The sequence below is a fragment of the Citrobacter sp. XY323 genome (assembly GCF_025106035.1).
In the GTDB taxonomy this organism is placed as follows: Bacteria; Pseudomonadota; Gammaproteobacteria; order Enterobacterales; family Enterobacteriaceae; genus Citrobacter; species Citrobacter braakii.
Window position 1 is genome coordinate 1 of sequence record NZ_JANYUK010000016.1, and the last position, 17603, is coordinate 17603.

The 17603-nt window shown below is 54.3% G+C and carries 14 protein-coding genes; 8 read left to right on the top strand and 6 right to left on the bottom strand.

Annotated elements, in window-relative coordinates:
- Window positions 1-35 precede the first annotated feature (35 nt).
- Complete coding sequence (locus tag N0B36_RS20415; protein ID WP_259688912.1) at window positions 36-224, bottom strand: hypothetical protein; 189 nt, start codon at window positions 222-224, stop codon at window positions 36-38.
- 152 nt (window positions 225-376) lie between these two features.
- Here N0B36_RS20415 and metA point away from each other — a divergent pair, with 152 nt between their 5' ends.
- The 4 genes from metA to aceK all read left to right on the top strand — a co-directional run bounded on the left by metA (window position 377) and on the right by aceK (window position 6346).
- The gene (gene metA, locus N0B36_RS20420; protein ID WP_016155321.1) at window positions 377-1306 is read left to right on the top strand and encodes a homoserine O-succinyltransferase; all 930 of its coding nucleotides are present in this window, start codon (window positions 377-379) and stop codon (window positions 1304-1306) included.
- A 268-nt stretch (window positions 1307-1574) separates the two neighbouring features.
- Complete coding sequence (gene aceB / locus N0B36_RS20425; RefSeq protein WP_259688913.1) at window positions 1575-3176, top strand: malate synthase A; 1602 nt, start codon at window positions 1575-1577, stop codon at window positions 3174-3176.
- Between the two features lie 35 nt (window positions 3177-3211).
- Complete coding sequence (aceA, locus tag N0B36_RS20430; protein ID WP_016155323.1) at window positions 3212-4516, top strand: isocitrate lyase; 1305 nt, start codon at window positions 3212-3214, stop codon at window positions 4514-4516.
- Window positions 4517-4618: 102 nt separating this feature from the next.
- Complete coding sequence (gene aceK, locus N0B36_RS20435; RefSeq protein WP_259688914.1) at window positions 4619-6346, top strand: bifunctional isocitrate dehydrogenase kinase/phosphatase; 1728 nt, start codon at window positions 4619-4621, stop codon at window positions 6344-6346.
- A 17-nt stretch (window positions 6347-6363) separates the two neighbouring features.
- Here aceK and iclR read toward each other — a convergent pair whose 3' ends face one another.
- On the bottom strand, window positions 6364-7188 hold the full coding sequence (iclR, locus tag N0B36_RS20440) for a glyoxylate bypass operon transcriptional repressor IclR (protein ID WP_047357748.1): 825 nt from the start codon (window positions 7186-7188) through the stop codon (window positions 6364-6366).
- Between the two features lie 195 nt (window positions 7189-7383).
- On the opposite strand from iclR, the gene metH reads away from it, so the two are divergent.
- Both metH and N0B36_RS20450 read left to right on the top strand, forming a co-directional pair.
- Window positions 7384-11067: a methionine synthase gene (metH, locus tag N0B36_RS20445; RefSeq protein ID WP_047357747.1), complete on the top strand. Its 3684-nt coding sequence runs from the start codon at window positions 7384-7386 to the stop codon at window positions 11065-11067.
- Window positions 11068-11280: 213 nt separating this feature from the next.
- A complete protein-coding gene (locus N0B36_RS20450) occupies window positions 11281-12912 on the top strand; it encodes a Na/Pi cotransporter family protein (protein ID WP_016155327.1) in 1632 nt (543 codons plus the stop codon).
- A 56-nt stretch (window positions 12913-12968) separates the two neighbouring features.
- On the opposite strand, the gene pepE is transcribed toward N0B36_RS20450, so the two are convergent.
- Both pepE and N0B36_RS20460 read right to left on the bottom strand, forming a co-directional pair.
- Entirely contained in the window at window positions 12969-13658 is a 690-nt protein-coding gene (gene pepE / locus N0B36_RS20455) for a dipeptidase PepE (RefSeq protein WP_016155430.1), read from the bottom strand.
- A 157-nt stretch (window positions 13659-13815) separates the two neighbouring features.
- Window positions 13816-14235 (bottom strand): rhodanese-like domain-containing protein, encoded by a 420-nt coding sequence (locus N0B36_RS20460; RefSeq protein WP_259688915.1) that lies wholly within the window; start codon window positions 14233-14235, stop codon window positions 13816-13818.
- 84 nt (window positions 14236-14319) lie between these two features.
- Between N0B36_RS20460 and ftrA the strand changes: the two genes are divergently transcribed.
- Complete coding sequence (ftrA, locus tag N0B36_RS20465; protein WP_181626657.1) at window positions 14320-15300, top strand: transcriptional regulator FtrA; 981 nt, start codon at window positions 14320-14322, stop codon at window positions 15298-15300.
- A gap of 68 nt (window positions 15301-15368) precedes the next feature.
- Complete coding sequence (rluF, locus tag N0B36_RS20470) at window positions 15369-16244, top strand: 23S rRNA pseudouridine(2604) synthase RluF (protein WP_016155331.1); 876 nt, start codon at window positions 15369-15371, stop codon at window positions 16242-16244.
- Here the strand turns inward: rluF and N0B36_RS20475 are convergent.
- Together N0B36_RS20475 and panS are read right to left on the bottom strand one after the other, a co-directional pair.
- Window positions 16241-16513 carry a DUF3811 domain-containing protein gene (locus tag N0B36_RS20475; protein WP_003826541.1) on the bottom strand — a complete coding sequence of 91 codons (273 nt, stop codon included), beginning with the start codon at window positions 16511-16513 and terminating at the stop codon, window positions 16241-16243. The genes rluF and N0B36_RS20475 overlap by 4 nt on opposite strands.
- Before the next feature lie 101 nt (window positions 16514-16614).
- The gene (gene panS / locus N0B36_RS20480; protein WP_019077880.1) at window positions 16615-17541 is read right to left on the bottom strand and encodes a ketopantoate/pantoate/pantothenate transporter PanS; all 927 of its coding nucleotides are present in this window, start codon (window positions 17539-17541) and stop codon (window positions 16615-16617) included.
- Window positions 17542-17603 lie beyond the last annotated feature (62 nt).

Below are 17603 nucleotides of genomic sequence, written 5' to 3' on the forward strand. Positions count from 1 at the left end.
TGGCGGGCAGGACGCCCGCCATAAACTGCCAGGCATCAAATAAGTGAAGAAGCCCATCCTGCCGGATGGGCTTTTTTTGCGTCTGCAGGGCAGTCAGAACTGCCGGATGCAGCGTACCGTTTTATCCAGCCCATCATGTTGTAACCGGTGTTCAGGCCTGAGAAGCGCAGCGCACCTGGCTCTCCCGGCAGCACATTGCCTGTTACGCGAACGACGAATAGCATTCTCCTTTTTTCTTTACTGCACTAATCTACAGCAAGGAGCCGTGAAACTTTCTCAACTTGAGGATGCAGGCTCGACATTCGCATGATTCCTGGGTATCTTCAGCTATCTGGATGTCTAAACGTTTAAACGTATGTAGTGAGGTTATCAGGTTATGCCAATTCGCGTGCAGGACGAGCTACCCGCCGTCAATTTCTTGCGTGAGGAAAACGTCTTTGTGATGACGTCATCTCGCGCTTCTGGTCAGGAAATTCGTCCACTGAAGGTGCTCATCCTCAACCTGATGCCCAAGAAGATTGAAACGGAAAACCAGTTCCTGCGTTTACTGTCTAATTCACCGCTGCAGGTAGATGTTCAGCTATTGCGCATTGATGCCCGCGAGTCACGCAACACCCCTACGGAGCATCTGAATAACTTTTACTGTAATTTCGAGGATATCTGCGATCAGAACTTTGATGGACTGATCGTGACCGGCGCGCCGTTGGGTCTGGTTGAATTTAATGACGTAGCTTACTGGCCGCAGATTAAACAAGTGCTTGAATGGGCGAAAGATCATGTTACATCGACGCTCTTTGTCTGTTGGGCGGTGCAAGCCGCATTGAATATCCTGTACGGAATTCCCAAGCAAACCCGTACGGATAAACTCTCAGGCGTCTATGAGCACCATATTCTTCATCCTCATGCGCTGCTGACGCGTGGATTTGATGATGCGTTCCTGGCCCCGCATTCGCGCTATGCCGATTTTCCTGCTGCCCTTATCAGGGACTACACCGATCTCGAGATTTTTGCCGAAACAGAAGAGGGAGATGCCTACCTGTTTGCCAGCAAAGATAAACGTATCGCCTTCGTAACGGGCCATCCTGAGTATGACGCCCATACACTCGGCAGTGAATATTTTCGTGACGTCGAAGCGGGCTTAACGCCGGAAGTGCCCTATAACTACTTCCCAAAAGATGACCCGCAAAATAAACCGCGGGCAACCTGGCGTAGCCACGGCAATCTGTTGTTTACCAACTGGCTCAACTATTACGTTTACCAGATCACGCCATATGATCTGCGTCACATGAATCCAACGCTGGATTAATCTTCTGTAACAGACGATCCTTAAGCGTTTCAGCATGTTGAATCAGGCACCTTCGGGTGCCTTTTTTATTTCCGAAACGCACCTCACTGTGTAATTAAATTTTATTTATATTGTTATCAATAAGTTAATTGATAATTAAATTAAAAATGGAAATTGTTTTTGATTTTGAAATTTAAATGAGTAGTCTTAGTTGTGCTGAACGAAAACCGCACAACGATCCTTCGTTCGCATTGGGGATGTGTTTGGATCAATGACGAGGAACTACGCAATGAATCAACAGGCAACGACAACCGATGAACTGATCTTCACCAGGCCGCGTGGCGAACAGGAACAGCAGATTCTGACCGCTGAGGCGGTGGAGTTTCTGACCGAGCTGGTGACAAGATTTACGCCAAAGCGGAATAAACTTCTGGCTGCACGTATCCAGCAGCAGCAGGATATTGATGACGGTAAGTTGCCTGACTTTATTTCGGAAACAACTTCCATTCGTGAAGGTAACTGGAAAATTCGCGGTATTCCTGATGATTTACTGGATCGCCGTGTAGAGATTACCGGACCGGTTGAGCGCAAGATGGTTATCAACGCGCTGAACGCGAACGTCAAAGTCTTTATGGCTGATTTTGAAGATTCGCTGGCTCCTGAGTGGAGCAAAGTTATCGACGGGCAGATCAACTTGCGCGATGCGGTCAATGGCACCATTAGTTACACCAACGAAGCCGGTAAAATTTATCAACTCAAACCCAATCCGGCCCTGTTAGTGTGCCGCGTTCGCGGTCTGCACCTGCCGGAAAAACACGTCACCTGGCGTGGCGAATCGATCCCGGGCAGCCTGTTCGACTTTGCCCTCTATTTCTTCCACAACTACAAAACGTTGCTGGCAAAAGGTAGTGGCCCTTATTTCTATCTACCCAAAACGCAGGCCTGGCAAGAAGCGGCATGGTGGAGTGAAGTGTTCAGCTATGCAGAGGATCGCTTTAATCTGACGCGCGGCACAATTAAAGCGACCCTGCTGATTGAAACGCTGCCAGCCGTTTTCCAGATGGACGAAATTCTGCACGCGCTGCGTGACCACATTGTGGGCCTGAACTGCGGTCGCTGGGACTACATTTTCAGTTATATCAAAACACTGAAGAACCACCCGGATCGCGTGTTGCCGGACCGTCAGGTGGTGACGATGGATAAGCCATTCCTCAGTGCGTATTCGCGTCTGCTGATTAAAACCTGCCATAAACGCGGCGCGTTCGCGATGGGCGGCATGGCCGCGTTCATTCCCAGCAAAGATGCGGAACGTAACAACCAGGTTCTGACCAAGGTAAAAGCGGACAAAGCGCTGGAAGCCAATAACGGTCATGACGGCACATGGATTGCCCATCCAGGACTGGCAGATACCGCAATGGCGGTGTTCAACGACGTACTCGGTGAAAATAAAAATCAGCTGTTCGTGACCCGTGAAGAAGATGCGCCGATTACCGCAGAACAATTGCTGGCACCCTGTGAAGGTGAGCGTACTGAAGAAGGCATGCGTGCCAACATTCGTGTCGCGGTGCAGTACATCGAAGCGTGGATCTCCGGTAATGGCTGCGTACCGATTTATGGTCTGATGGAAGATGCGGCCACCGCCGAAATCTCTCGTACTTCCATCTGGCAGTGGATCCACCACCAGAAAACGCTCAGCAACGGCAAACCGGTTACCAAACCGTTGTTCCGCCAGATGCTGGCCGAAGAGATGTTGGTGATTCAGGACGAACTGGGGGAACACCGCTACAGCAGCGGGCGTTTTGACGATGCCGCGCGCCTGATGGAGCAAATCACCACTTCCGACGAGTTAATTGACTTCCTGACGTTACCGGGCTATCGCCTGTTGGCCTAATTTACCCACAATTTATCCTAATGGAGCATCTGCACATGAAAACCCGTACTCAACAAATCGAAGAATTACAGAAAGAATGGACTCAACCGCGCTGGGAAGGCATCACCCGCCCCTATAGCGCGGAGGAAGTGGTGAAATTACGTGGCTCGGTCAACCCGGAATGCACGCTGGCGCAGCTTGGCGCGGCGAAAATGTGGCGTCTGCTACACGGCGAATCGAAGAAAGGTTATATCAACAGCCTCGGCGCGCTGACTGGTGGTCAGGCGCTGCAGCAAGCGAAAGCTGGTATTGAAGCGGTCTACCTTTCAGGCTGGCAGGTGGCGGCAGATGCCAACCTGGCGTCCAGCATGTATCCGGATCAATCGTTGTATCCAGCGAACTCCGTTCCGGCGGTGGTGGACAGGATCAACAACACATTCCGTCGTGCCGATCAGATCCAATGGTCAACCGGTATTGAGCCGAACGATCCGCGCTATGTGGATTACTTCCTGCCGATCGTTGCCGATGCGGAAGCGGGTTTTGGCGGGGTACTGAACGCGTTTGAACTAATGAAATCGATGATTGAGGCTGGTGCAGCGGCCGTTCACTTCGAAGATCAGCTCGCATCGGTGAAAAAATGTGGTCACATGGGCGGCAAAGTCCTGGTGCCGACTCAGGAAGCTATCCAGAAACTGGTGGCAGCCCGTCTGGCTGCAGACGTTATGGGCGTTCCGACGCTGGTGATTGCGCGTACCGATGCTGACGCAGCCGATCTGATTACGTCTGATTGTGACCCATACGATAGCGAGTTCATCACTGGCGAGCGTACCAGCGAAGGGTTCTATCGTACGCATGCGGGCATTGAGCAGGCGATCAGCCGTGGTCTGGCTTACGCACCGTATGCGGATCTGGTGTGGTGTGAAACCTCCACGCCGGACCTCGAACTGGCGAAGCGCTTTGCCGATGCTATTCATGCGAAATTCCCAGGCAAACTGCTGGCCTACAACTGTTCGCCATCGTTTAACTGGCAGAAAAACCTGGATGACAAAACCATTGCCAGCTTCCAGCAACAGCTGTCCGATATGGGTTACAAATACCAGTTCATTACGCTGGCGGGTATCCACAGCATGTGGTTCAACATGTTCGACCTCGCGCATTCCTATGCGCAGGGTGAGGGCATGCGCCACTACGTTGAGAAGGTTCAGCAGCCGGAATTTGCGGCGGCTAAAGATGGTTACACCTTCGTGTCCCATCAGCAGGAAGTAGGGACAGGCTACTTCGACAAAGTAACCACCATCATTCAGGGCGGCACTTCTTCAGTGACCGCGCTGACCGGCTCGACTGAAGAATCGCAGTTTTGATCAATGCCCGGTGGCGCTGCGCTTACCGGGCCTACGAAGGGATGTAGGCCGGATAAGCGAATGCGCCATCCGGCATGACATTGTGCCGGATGGGAGAAATTGATGACGCGTGGCCTGGAATTACTGATTGCTCAGACGATTTTGCAAGGTTTCGACGCCCAGTACGGGCGTTTTCTGGAAGTGACATCCGGCGCGCAGCAGCGTTTTGAACATGCCGACTGGCACGCGGTTCAGCAGGCGATGAAAAGCCGTATCCACCTTTACGATCATCATGTGGGTCTGGTGGTGGAGCAACTGCGCTGCATTACTGATGGCAAAAGTACCGACGCGGATTTTTTACTTCGCGTGAAAGAGCATTACACCCGGCTATTGCCAGATTACCCGCGCTTCGAGATTGCGGAGAGTTTCTTTAACTCCGTCTATTGCCGGTTATTTGACCACCGCTCGCTGACTCCCGAGCGACTGTTTATTTTCAGCTCTCAGCCAGAGCGCCGTTTTCGCACGATCCCACGCCCGTTGGCGAAAGACTTTTTTCCCGATACCGGCTGGGAGTGGCTGCTTACGCGCGTCCTCAGCGATCTGCCCTTGCGTCTGCCGTGGCAGAACAGACATCGGGATATCCACTACATCATCGAACACCTGACCGAAACGCTGGGGGCGGATCTGTTGCAGCGCAGTCATTTGCAGGTGGCGAACGAACTGTTTTATCGCAACAAGGCCGCCTGGCTGGTCGGTAAGTTGAATACCCCTTCCGGGACGCTGCCGTTTTTACTGCCAATTCACCGTACTGACGAGGGTGAACTGTTTGTCGATACCTGCCTGACCACGACGGCGGAAGCCAGTATCGTGTTTGGCTTCGCCCGCTCGTATTTTATGGTTTACGCCCCACTGCCCGCCGCGTTAGTGGAGTGGCTGCGCGAGATCCTGCCCGGTAAAACCACCGCTGAATTGTATATGGCGATCGGCTGTCAGAAACACGCGAAGACCGAAAGTTACCGCGAATATCTGCTCTATCTTGCCCATTGCGATGAGCAATTTATCGAAGCGCCGGGGATCCGCGGCATGGTGATGCTGGTATTTACCCTGCCAGGCTTCGACCGCGTCTTTAAAGTCATCAAAGACAAATTTGCGCCGCAAAAAGAGATGTCGGCCGCCCACGTCCGCGCCTGTTATCAACTGGTCAAGGAGCACGATCGTGTCGGGCGGATGGCTGACACTCAGGAGTTCGAGAACTTTGTGCTGGATAAACGGCAAATCGATCCGTCGCTGATGGCGCTGTTGCTACAGGAAGCCCCGGAAAAAATTACCGATCTCGGCGATCAGATCGTCATTCGCCATCTGTATATCGAACGACGGATGGTGCCGCTGAATATCTGGCTGGAGCAGGTCGAAGGCCAGCAACTGCGCGATGCAATTGAAGAGTACGGCAATGCCATTCGTCAGCTGGCCGCCGCCAATATTTTCCCCGGCGATATGCTGTTTAAGAACTTCGGCGTGACTCGCCACGGGCGCGTGGTGTTCTACGACTACGATGAAATTTGCTACATGACTGAGGTGAATTTCCGTCATATCCCGCCGCCGCGCTACCCGGAAGATGAGATGAGCGCTGAACCGTGGTATAGCGTATCCCCGGGGGATGTCTTCCCGGAAGAGTTTCGTCACTGGCTATGCGCTGACCCGCGTATCGGGCCGCTATTTGAAGAGATGCATGCTGACCTGTTCAGCGCCGACTACTGGCGAGGTCTGCAAACGCGGATCCGTGAAGGGCACGTGGAAGATGTTTACGCCTACCGGCGCAAACAGCGGTTTTGCATCAGATTTGCGGCTTGACGCCCGGTAACCCTTTCTTAACGAAATCCGCCGTATGCCAGCGTGACTTCTTTCGCCGCTTTGATCGCCATGGCGCCAAACTCGGTCACTCGATCGTCGGTAATGCGCGAAATGGGTCCGGAGATGGAAATAGCGGCAAACGGCTCGCGGTGTTCATCATAAATGCACGACGCCACGCAGCGCAGACCCAGCGCATGCTCCTCATCATCAAAGGAGTAGCCGCGCTTGCGCGTCTGGGCTAAATCCTCTTTCAGATGCACCGGCGACACCAGCGTGGCGTGGGTGTATGCGTGCAGCCCTTTACGGTGCAGCAGGCCAGTCACCTGTTCTTCACTCAGTTGGGATAAAAACGCCTTACCCGCACCGGAGGCGTGCATCGGCAGTTTGCCGCCGATAGGCGCGGACATACGCATCAGTTGGGTACACTGCACCTGGTCGATAATAATGGCCTGATGGTCGCTTTGATCTAACACGGCCAGGTTTACCGTCTCACCGGAGTCTTCCATCAGCTTGCGCAGGATCGGGTGGACAATCGCCAGCAAATTACGGCTTTGCAAAAAGCTGCTGCCGACGATAAACGCATGCGCACCCACGGCCCAGTGGCCTAATTCACCCACCTGACGGACAAATCCTTGCTGCTGCATGGTGGTCAACAAACGGTGAGTCGTGGAGTTTGGCAAACCGGCCTGCTGTGCCAGCTCGGTTAGTGCCACGCTGCCGTTGGATTCTGCAATCCACTCCAGTAGCTTCAGGCCGCGAGTCAGAGACTGAACCTGCCCGGTTGCAGGCGTAGTAGCAGCGGCGGGTTTTCTACCGCGTTTCGCGGGGATTGTGGCAACCATGGCGGACTCCTTTTCTGTATCGTGGAAATCATTTTCGTTTTATTCAATTATAATGCAAGAATTCCTGTACTGATCGGATGAGTGAAGCTGAACATGTCTCATGTTGGCCGTTGTTCTCTTTTCCACCTCTCAGGTTTGTGCCAGTATGGTCTGTTGAGTTTTTTTCGGTCTGGTTGAGCGTTGTCGGGAGCGAGTGTGAGCAGCAAAGTTGAACAATTACGTCAGCAGTTAAATGAACGTATTCTGGTGCTGGACGGCGGTATGGGCACCATGATCCAGGGATATCGTCTGAGCGAAGAGGATTTCCGCGGCGAACGCTTTGCCGACTGGCCGTGCGATCTGAAAGGCAACAACGACCTGTTGGTGCTCAGCAAACCTGAGGTGATCGCCGCCATCCATAACGCCTATTTTGAGGCGGGCGCGGATATCATCGAAACCAACACCTTTAACTCCACGACTATCGCCATGGCGGATTACCAGATGGAATCCCTGTCGGCGGAAATCAACTTTGCGGCAGCCAAACTGGCGCGCGCAGCGGCAGACGAATGGACGGCACGCACACCGGAAAAGCCGCGTTATGTCGCGGGCGTGCTCGGCCCAACCAACCGTACGGCGTCTATCTCGCCTGACGTCAACGACCCGGCTTACCGCAATATTACCTTTGATCAGCTGGTGGCCGCCTACCGTGAATCCACCAAAGCGCTGGTGGAAGGTGGCAGCGACCTGATCCTGATTGAAACTGTCTTCGATACCCTGAACGCCAAAGCCGCTATTTTCGCGGTTAAAACCGAGTTCGAAGCGCTGGGCGTTGAGTTGCCGATTATGCTCTCCGGCACTATCACCGATGCTTCCGGGCGTACGCTCTCCGGTCAGACAACCGAAGCGTTCTATAACTCACTGCGCCACGCCGATGCGCTGACCTTCGGTCTGAACTGCGCCTTAGGCCCGGACGAGTTGCGCCAGTACGTGCAGGAGCTGTCGCGCATTGCCGAATGCTACGTTACCGCGCACCCGAATGCCGGGTTGCCGAACGCCTTTGGCGAATACGATCTCGATGCCGACACCATGGCGGCGCAAATACGCGAGTGGGCGCAAGCGGGCTTCCTCAACGTGGTTGGCGGCTGCTGCGGCACCACGCCGGAACACATCGCCGCGATGAGCCGCGCAGTGGAAGGCTTGCCGCCGCGCCGCTTGCCGGAAATCCCGGTAGCCTGCCGTCTGTCTGGCCTTGAACCGTTGAATATTGGCGACGATAGCCTGTTTGTGAACGTCGGCGAGCGTACCAACGTCACCGGTTCGGCGAAATTTAAGCGACTGATCAAAGAAGAGAAATACAACGAAGCGCTGGATGTCGCCCGTCAGCAGGTGGAAAGTGGCGCACAGATTATCGATATCAACATGGATGAGGGGATGCTCGACGCCGAAGCGGCGATGGTGCGTTTTCTCAACCTTATCGCCGGTGAGCCGGATATCGCCCGCGTGCCGATTATGATCGACTCCTCAAAATGGGACGTCATCGAAAAAGGGCTGAAGTGCATTCAGGGTAAAGGCATCGTTAACTCCATCTCGATGAAAGAGGGGGTTGAGACCTTTATCCACCACGCGAAGTTGCTGCGACGCTACGGTGCCGCAGTGGTGGTGATGGCCTTTGACGAGCAGGGGCAGGCCGACACCCGAGCGCGTAAAATTGAGATTTGCCGACGGGCGTACAACATTCTTACCGAAGAGGTAGGCTTCCCGCCGGAAGACATCATCTTCGACCCGAACATCTTTGCGGTCGCGACCGGGATTGATGAGCACAATAACTACGCGCAGGACTTTATCGGCGCCTGTGAGGACATCAAACGCGAACTACCGCACGCGCTGATCTCCGGCGGCGTCTCCAACGTGTCGTTCTCCTTCCGTGGTAACGACCCGGTTCGTGAAGCCATTCACGCGGTATTCCTTTACTACGCCATTCGCAACGGCATGGACATGGGGATCGTCAACGCCGGACAACTGGCGATTTACGACGACCTGCCCGCCGAGCTGCGCGATGCGGTTGAAGATGTGATCCTCAACCGTCGTGACGATGGCACCGAGCGTCTGCTGGAGCTGGCTGAGAAATATCGCGGTAGCAAAACTGATGACACTGCCAATGCCCAGATGGCGGAATGGCGCAGTTGGGACGTGAAAAAGCGCCTCGAATATTCGCTGGTGAAAGGTATTACCGAATTTATTGAGCAGGATACTGAAGAAGCTCGCCAGCAGGCCGCGCGTCCGATCGAGGTGATTGAAGGGCCGCTGATGGACGGGATGAACGTGGTTGGCGATCTGTTTGGCGAGGGCAAAATGTTCCTGCCGCAGGTGGTGAAATCCGCCCGCGTGATGAAGCAGGCGGTGGCCTACCTCGAACCGTATATTGAGGCCAGCAAAGAGAAAGGCTCCAGCAACGGCAAGATGGTCATTGCTACCGTGAAAGGCGATGTGCACGATATCGGCAAAAACATCGTTGGTGTGGTGCTGCAATGTAACAACTACGAAATCGTCGATCTTGGCGTGATGGTGCCAGCGGAGAAAATCCTCAGAACGGCACGTGAAGTGAATGCCGATCTGATTGGTCTTTCCGGGCTGATTACCCCGTCGCTGGACGAAATGGTCAACGTGGCGAAAGAGATGGAGCGTCAGGGGTTCACTATTCCGTTGCTGATTGGCGGCGCGACCACCTCAAAAGCGCACACGGCGGTGAAAATAGAGCAGAACTACAGTGGTCCGACGGTTTATGTGCAGAACGCCTCGCGTACCGTTGGCGTAGTCGCCGCACTCCTCTCTGACACTCAGCGCGATGACTTTGTCGCCCGTACGCGTAAAGAGTACGAAACCGTGCGTATCCAGCATGCGCGTAAGAAACCGCGGACCCCACCAGTAACGTTACAGGCTGCCCGCGACAACGATCTGGCCTTCGACTGGGAAAACTACACGCCGCCGGTGGCGCACCGCCTCGGCGTACAGAGCGTTGAAGCCAGCATCGAAACGCTGCGCAACTACATCGACTGGACGCCGTTCTTTATGACCTGGTCGCTGGCCGGGAAATACCCGCGCATCCTCGAAGATGAGGTGGTGGGAGAAGAGGCGAAACGTCTGTTCAAAGACGCCAATGACATGTTGGATAAACTCAGCGCTGAGAAAACCCTGAATCCGCGCGGCGTGGTGGGCTTGTTCCCGGCTAACCGCGTGGGGGACGACATCGAGATTTACCGTGACGAGACGCGTACGCACGTTATCAACGTCAGTCATCACCTGCGCCAGCAGACGGAAAAAGTCGGTTTCGCCAACTACTGCCTGTCTGACTTTGTTGCGCCGAAACTGAGCGGAAAAGCGGATTACATCGGTGCTTTCGCAGTTACCGGCGGTCTGGAGGAAGATGCACTGGCGGACGCCTTCGAAGCCCAGCATGACGACTACAACAAGATCATGGTGAAAGCGATCGCCGACCGCCTGGCGGAAGCGTTCGCGGAATATCTGCACGAGCGCGTGCGTAAAGTCTACTGGGGCTATGCGGCGAATGAGAACCTCAGCAACGAGGAGCTGATCCGCGAAAACTACCAGGGAATTCGCCCGGCACCGGGCTATCCGGCGTGTCCGGAACACACCGAAAAGGCCACCATCTGGGAACTGCTGGATGTAGAAGCGCACACCGGGATGAAGCTCACTGAATCCTTCGCGATGTGGCCAGGTGCGTCGGTTTCCGGCTGGTATTTCAGTCATCCAGACAGCAAGTACTACGCCGTGGCGCAAATCCAGCGCGATCAGGTTGAAGATTACGCCTTCCGTAAAGGCATGAGCGTGGCGGAAGTCGAACGTTGGTTAGCGCCTAATCTGGGCTATGACGCTGACTGATTCACAAAACTGTCATCTTTATTTACAACAAACAGGGCACTCAATGAGTGCCTTGTCTCTTTATTACGTTTAAACCCTTATACTGAAAGAACGTTCATCGGTAGTGCTTGCCGGATGGCACATTTTTGTCGGCCTGATAAGCGTAGCGCCATCAGGCGGTATGTCATTGCTATGAACCTCAGGAACATATAACGATAAGGAGAACCTGATTCCGTGCTAACTCTGTTACACCTGCTTTCTGCTGTCTCTATGCTGGTTTGGGGTACTCATATTGTGCGCACCGGCGTGATGCGCGTCTTCGGCGCCCGCTTGCGTACCGTACTCAGCCGTAGTGTTGAAAAGAAGCCGCTCGCCTTTTGTGCGGGTATCGGCGTGACGGCGCTGGTACAAAGCAGCAACGCCACCACCATGCTGGTGACCTCGTTTGTCGCGCAGGACCTCGTCGCGCTCACCCCTGCGCTGGTGATTGTACTCGGCGCCGACGTCGGGACCGCGCTGATGGCGCGTATCCTGACCTTCGATCTCTCCTGGCTGTCGCCACTGCTGATTTTTATCGGCGTGATCTTCTTTCTCGGACGTAAGCAGTCCCGTGTGGGGCAACTGGGGCGGGTTGGTATTGGACTGGGGTTGATTTTACTGGCGCTGGAACTGATTGTGCAGGCGGTAACACCGATCACCCAGGCTAACGGCGTACAGGTTATTTTCGCCTCGCTCACCGGCGATATCATGCTGGATGCGCTGATTGGCGCTATGTTCGCGATTATCAGTTACTCCAGCCTTGCGGCGGTGCTGCTAACGGCAACGCTGACCGCGGCAGGCATTATCTCGTTCCCGGTGGCGTTGTGTCTGGTGATTGGCGCCAACCTCGGCTCTGGCCTGCTGGCGATGCTTAATAACAGCGCCGCTAACGCCGCCGCCCGCCGTGTGGCGCTCGGTAGCCTGCTGTTTAAGCTGGTGGGAAGCCTGATTATCCTGCCGTTTGTTCATCCGTTGGCAAATCTGATGGATGAACTGCCGCTGCCGAAATCTGAACTGGTTATTTACTTCCATGTCTTCTACAACCTGGTGCGCTGTGTGGCGATGGTGCCGTTCGCAGAACCGATGGCGCGTTTTTGTAAGCGCATTATCCGCGATGAGCCGGAGCTGGATGCGCATCTGAAGCCCAAACATCTGGACGTCAGTGCGCTGGATACGCCGACGCTGGCCCTGGCCAATGCCGCTCGTGAAGCTCTGCGCATCGGCGACGCGATGGAGCAGATGATGGACGGGCTGAAGAAGGTGATGCACGGCGAGCCGCGTGAAGAGAAAGAGCTGCGCAGGATGGCGGACGACATTAACGTGCTATACACGGCAATCAAGCTTTATCTGGCGCGGATGCCAAAGGATGAACTGGCGGAAGAGGAATCACGCCGTTGGGCGGAGATTATCGAAATGTCGCTTAACCTCGAGCAGGCTTCCGATATTGTCGAACGTATGGGCAGTGAGATAGCGGATAAGTCGCTGGCTGCCCGTCGCGCATTCTCCGTGGAAGGATTGAAAGAGCTGGATGCGCTCTTCGATCAGCTGCTCAGCAATCTGCAGCTGGCGATGTCGGTGTTCTTCTCTGGTGACGTGACCAGCGCCCGACGTCTGCGCCGTAGCAAGCACCGTTTCCGTATTCTCAACCGTCGGTATTCGCATGCGCACGTTGACCGTCTGCATCAGCAGAACGTGCAGAGCATCGAGACCAGCTCCTTGCACCTGGCGCTGCTGGGCGATATGCAGCGTCTGAACTCGCTGTTTTGTTCCGTGGCCTATAGCGTGCTGGAACAGCCGGATGAGGACGATGAGCGCGACGATTATTGAGTGAGGTGGACCGGTTGGCCGGATAAGGCATTTATGCCGTTATCCGGCAACGTCGGTTAGAAGCAGTGACCAGCTTCGAGGGCAACCGCGTCTTCACCCGCTTTAAAGACGTAAGTAGTGTTCGGACCGCCAAGAACCGCCTGGCCGTTACTCACCTTAATCCAGTTTCCTTCCGGCAAACCAATTACCGTCAGCTCTGGTGCCACAACCAGCAGCTCGCGAATACGCTGTTCACGCGTTTCGCCTTTGTGGCCTTCCGGAAGCGCATTGGTGAAATGTGGGTTAATCTGCAGCGGGAACAGACCCAGGGCATCAAAACCTTTTGGATCGACAATCGGCATGTCGTTGGTGGTGCGGATGGTCTGGCAGGCGAGGTTAGAACCTGCGCTCCAGCCGATGTACAGCGCACCGCGTTTGACGACATCCACAATCGGCGCCAGCAGTCCGCGCTCGCGGCTCTCTTTCAGTAACTGGAAGGTGTTACCCCCGCCGACAATCACCAGTTCTGCGTTTTCAATGGCAGCGATCGGATCGGCAACGGTATGAATGCCAGTAACGTTGACGCCCATTGGCGCAAAGATGGCTGCCGTTTTCGCCGTGTATTCATCCCAGGTTTGCGTCACGCCAGCGAACGGAATAAACACCGCCGTACGGCGACCATTCAACTGCTCAGCAATCAGCGGTAGCGCATGTTCCATCCAGCCTTTGCCCGGCAGCGTCGAGTTACTCAATAAAAGCAGTTCCATCATTTCTCCATGTAATCAGAAAATTACAAACCGCGCTAATGCTACCACTATCAGCGTAACGCCTTACTGATATGGCTCACGATGTTGGAAGGGGGGAAAAGCCGAACGGGTTAACCACAACCTCCTGTTGGAAAAGCCCGTTCGGACTTAACAACGATCAATCTATTGAAACAGCGTCCTTTTGCGTAGTGGCAAACGCCAGGCCTTCGTCCTCCCAGCCCTTAATACCACCAATCATTATTTTCACCGGTCGACCTAGCTGCGCCAACTTCAGCGCCGCGCGATCGGCCCCGTTACAGTGTGGGCCAGCGCAATAGACGACAAACAGTGTGTCCTGTGGCCATTTTTTCAAGGATTCCGTATTTATCTGTCGATGAGGAAGATGAATCGCGCCAGGGATATGACAACGGGAAAAACTCTCTGCACTCCCCACCACATGTAAAAGCACAAAATCTTTGTCGTCAGCAGCCATCGCGGAATGAACGTCAGAACAATCCGTCTCCATATTCAGACGTTGCTGGAAATGGGTGATAGCTTGTGCAGATGAAGCGGCTGGAATATCAGTTACGGTACTCATATTGTTGTTTTCTCTTGTGGTGAAATCAGCTGTTGTGTTACCTCTTATCTCATCAAAAAATTAACCTTGAAACACCCTCTGACCATGACAGATTCCGCCAGGATCATGACAACATCTTCTCGCCCGTTGGTCGTTGCACTCGCTTATGACGGGCTATGTACTTTCGAGTTTGGTGTCGCAGTGGAAGTTTTTGGGCTTCCGCGACCTGAACTGGGAGAGGGCTGGTATCGTTTTGCCGTGGCTTCGGTTGATCAAGGTGAATTAAGGGCAACTGGCGGGGTTCGTATCGTGGTGGACGGTGGATATGAATTGCTGCAGGAAGCAGACACTATTGTCATTCCTGGCTGGCGTGACGTGAGCTCACCGGTCCCGGAAGCATTATGCGATGCGCTTCGTGAAGCACATCAACGCGGTTGTCGAGTCATCTCTATCTGTTCTGGTGTATTTGTTCTGGCTGCGGCAGGTTTGCTGGATGACCGTAAGGCGACGACGCACTGGCGTTACGTCAGTGAACTCCAGCGACGCTTTCCCGCCATCAACGTCGTGGAAGATGTCCTGTATGTCGGTGACCACGACGTGCTCACTTCGGCAGGTAGTGCGGCAGGGATTGATTTATGTTTGCATGTGGTGCGCACTGATTTTGGACTTGAGGTTGCCAATAACGTGGCCCGTCGCCTGGTGCTGCAGCCCCACAGGGATGGCAGCCAGACTCAGCAGCAACTGCGTCCTGTTGCCCGCAGTCGGGAAAGCCAGCGTTTTGGTCTTTTGCTTGACTGGTTACATAACAATATCGCGCAGAAGCATACTCTTGACGCTCTGGCCAGCCAGGTCGGTATGAGTCCCCGAACGTTGATGCGGCGATTTCAGGAGTCAACGGGGCTTACTCCCGCACGTTGGCTGATGAATGAACGGCTAAACCGTGCGCAGCAGGCGCTCAATACATCCCATATCAGTATTGAGCAGATCGCGCAGCAAACCGGGTTCGGCAGCGCAAACTCTTTGCGTTACCACTTTCAAAAACGATTTGGTATCAGCCCGCAGGCATTACGTAATCAGATGCGATAGCACATTTTCACGCTCTGCTTTTTTATCCCCCGCAAGGTAGGGTATATTTCGCTGTCAAAGGAGAAATTATGCTGCCCGACTCATCCATCCGATTAAATAAATACATCAGTGAAAGCGGAATCTGCTCGCGCCGCGAGGCGGATCGCTTTATCGAACAAGGGAATGTCTTCCTGAATGGTAAACGCGCCACCATTGGCGATCAGGTGATGCCTGGCGACGTCGTAAAAGTGAATGGTCGGTTGATTGAGCCGCGTGAAGCGGAAGATCTGGTTTTTATCGCGCTGAACAAGCCGGTAGGGATTGTCAGCACCACTGAAGACAGCGAACGCGACAACATTGTTGATTTCGTTAACCACAGCAAGCGCGTGTTCCCAATCGGTCGTCTGGACAAAGATTCCCAGGGACTTATCTTTCTGACCAACCACGGCGATCTGGTGAATAAAATCCTGCGTGCCGGTAACGATCATGAAAAAGAGTATCTGGTGACGGTAGATAAGCCGGTCACTGATGACTTTATCCGTGGGATGAGCGCCGGTGTGCCAATCCTTGGCACCGTCACCAAGAAATGTAAGGTCAAGAAAGAAGCGCCGTTTGTGTTTCGCATCACGCTGATTCAGGGGCTGAACCGCCAGATCCGTCGTATGTGCGAGCACTTTGGCTATGAAGTTACTAAGCTTGAGCGTACACGTATCATGAACGTTGGTCTGTCCGGCCTGCCGCTGGGTGAATGGCGCGACCTGACGGATGACGAACTGATCGACCTGTTCAAGCTGATTGAGAACTCGTCCTCAGAAGCCAAACCGAAGGCGAAAGCGAAGCCCAAAACCGCAGGCATTAAGCGCCCGGTGGTGAAAATCGAAAAATCGGCTGAGAAAGAGAAATCGCGCCCGGCGGCAAACGGGAAGCGTTTTACCTCGCCGGGGCGTAAGAAGAAAGGGCGTTAACGTCTGCCGCGTGTTGGCGTATTCGCTGACCAGGAAAATGATGCTTCCGCATCCGGTTTATAAGCCTGCTTTTTCTTCAACTGGCGGGCTTTTTTAGCTTCTGCTTCGCGCAAGGCCATCAGTTTATCGATGTACTCTTTCTTGATGCTGTTGGTCTCAGCGTTGGTCAGCAGCCGACCATGCGCAATGCGCGCGCGGTCGAGCAGCGTTTTCAGTTCACGCTGTTCGCGCTCGGTCATCTCTTTTTGGGTAATGCGGGGGAGTGCCATAAGGGTGCCCTCTGTTAGCCGATATTCGCAGTGTACGGCAAAGTGCAGAGGCTGGGTAGGCCGGATAAGGTGTTAGCCGCTATCCGGCCTACCGCCGCCAATTAGCGGCGTTCTTTTTCTTCAATCGGTTTACCGGACCAGTAACCTGCCAGCAGCGAACCGGAAAGGTTATGCCAGACCGAGAACAACGCGCCGGGCAGCGCCGCAAGCGGGCCAAAGTAGATTTTGCCCAGCGCAGCGGCAAGCCCTGAATTCTGCATGCCCACTTCAATAGCCAACGTACGACAGGTTGACTCGTCGAAACCAAACAGTTTTCCGCCCCAGTAGCCGCCGAGCAAGCCAATGGTGTTATGCAGGATCACGGCGATAATCACCACAAAGCCGACGGACGCAATGTGCGAGGCAGAACCCGCCACGACGGCGCTGATGATCGCCAGGATGCACACCATAGAAAACGCCGGCAGATACGGTTCCACGGCTTTTACGACGCGTGGGAACAGATGGTGAATGACCAGCCCCAAAGCAATCGGAATGACCACGATCTGCAGAATACTCAGCAGCATACCCATCACATCCACCTGGATATGCGCGTCGACATACAGCCGTGTCAGCAGCGGCGTGGCGACAACGCCGACCAGCGTTGAAACCGATGAAATAGTCACGGAGAGCGCCACATCACCTTTTGCCAGATAGATCATGACGTTCGATGCGGTTCCGCTGGCGACGCTACCGACCAGCACCATCCCTGCCGACAGTTCCGGAGGCATATTAAATGCCAGCGCCAAAATCCATGCGGCGAGCGGCATCACCAGATAGTGCAGGAAAATACCCGCCGCGACAGGTGCGGGGCGTGAGAGTACGCGTTTAAAGTCGTCCACCTTCAGGTGAACGCCCATGCCGAACATGATCAGCATCAGCAACGACGGTACGAATGGCCCGACAGGCGTAAAGGTGGAGGGCGTGTAATACGCAATAACAGAGAGCAGCAGCGCCCATAACGGGAACAGCCGCGTGAGAGTAGCGAGCATGTTATCTTCCTTGCGATTGAAATGTGTTGTGTTGTTATAAAAAAGCCGGGTTCGAGCCCGGC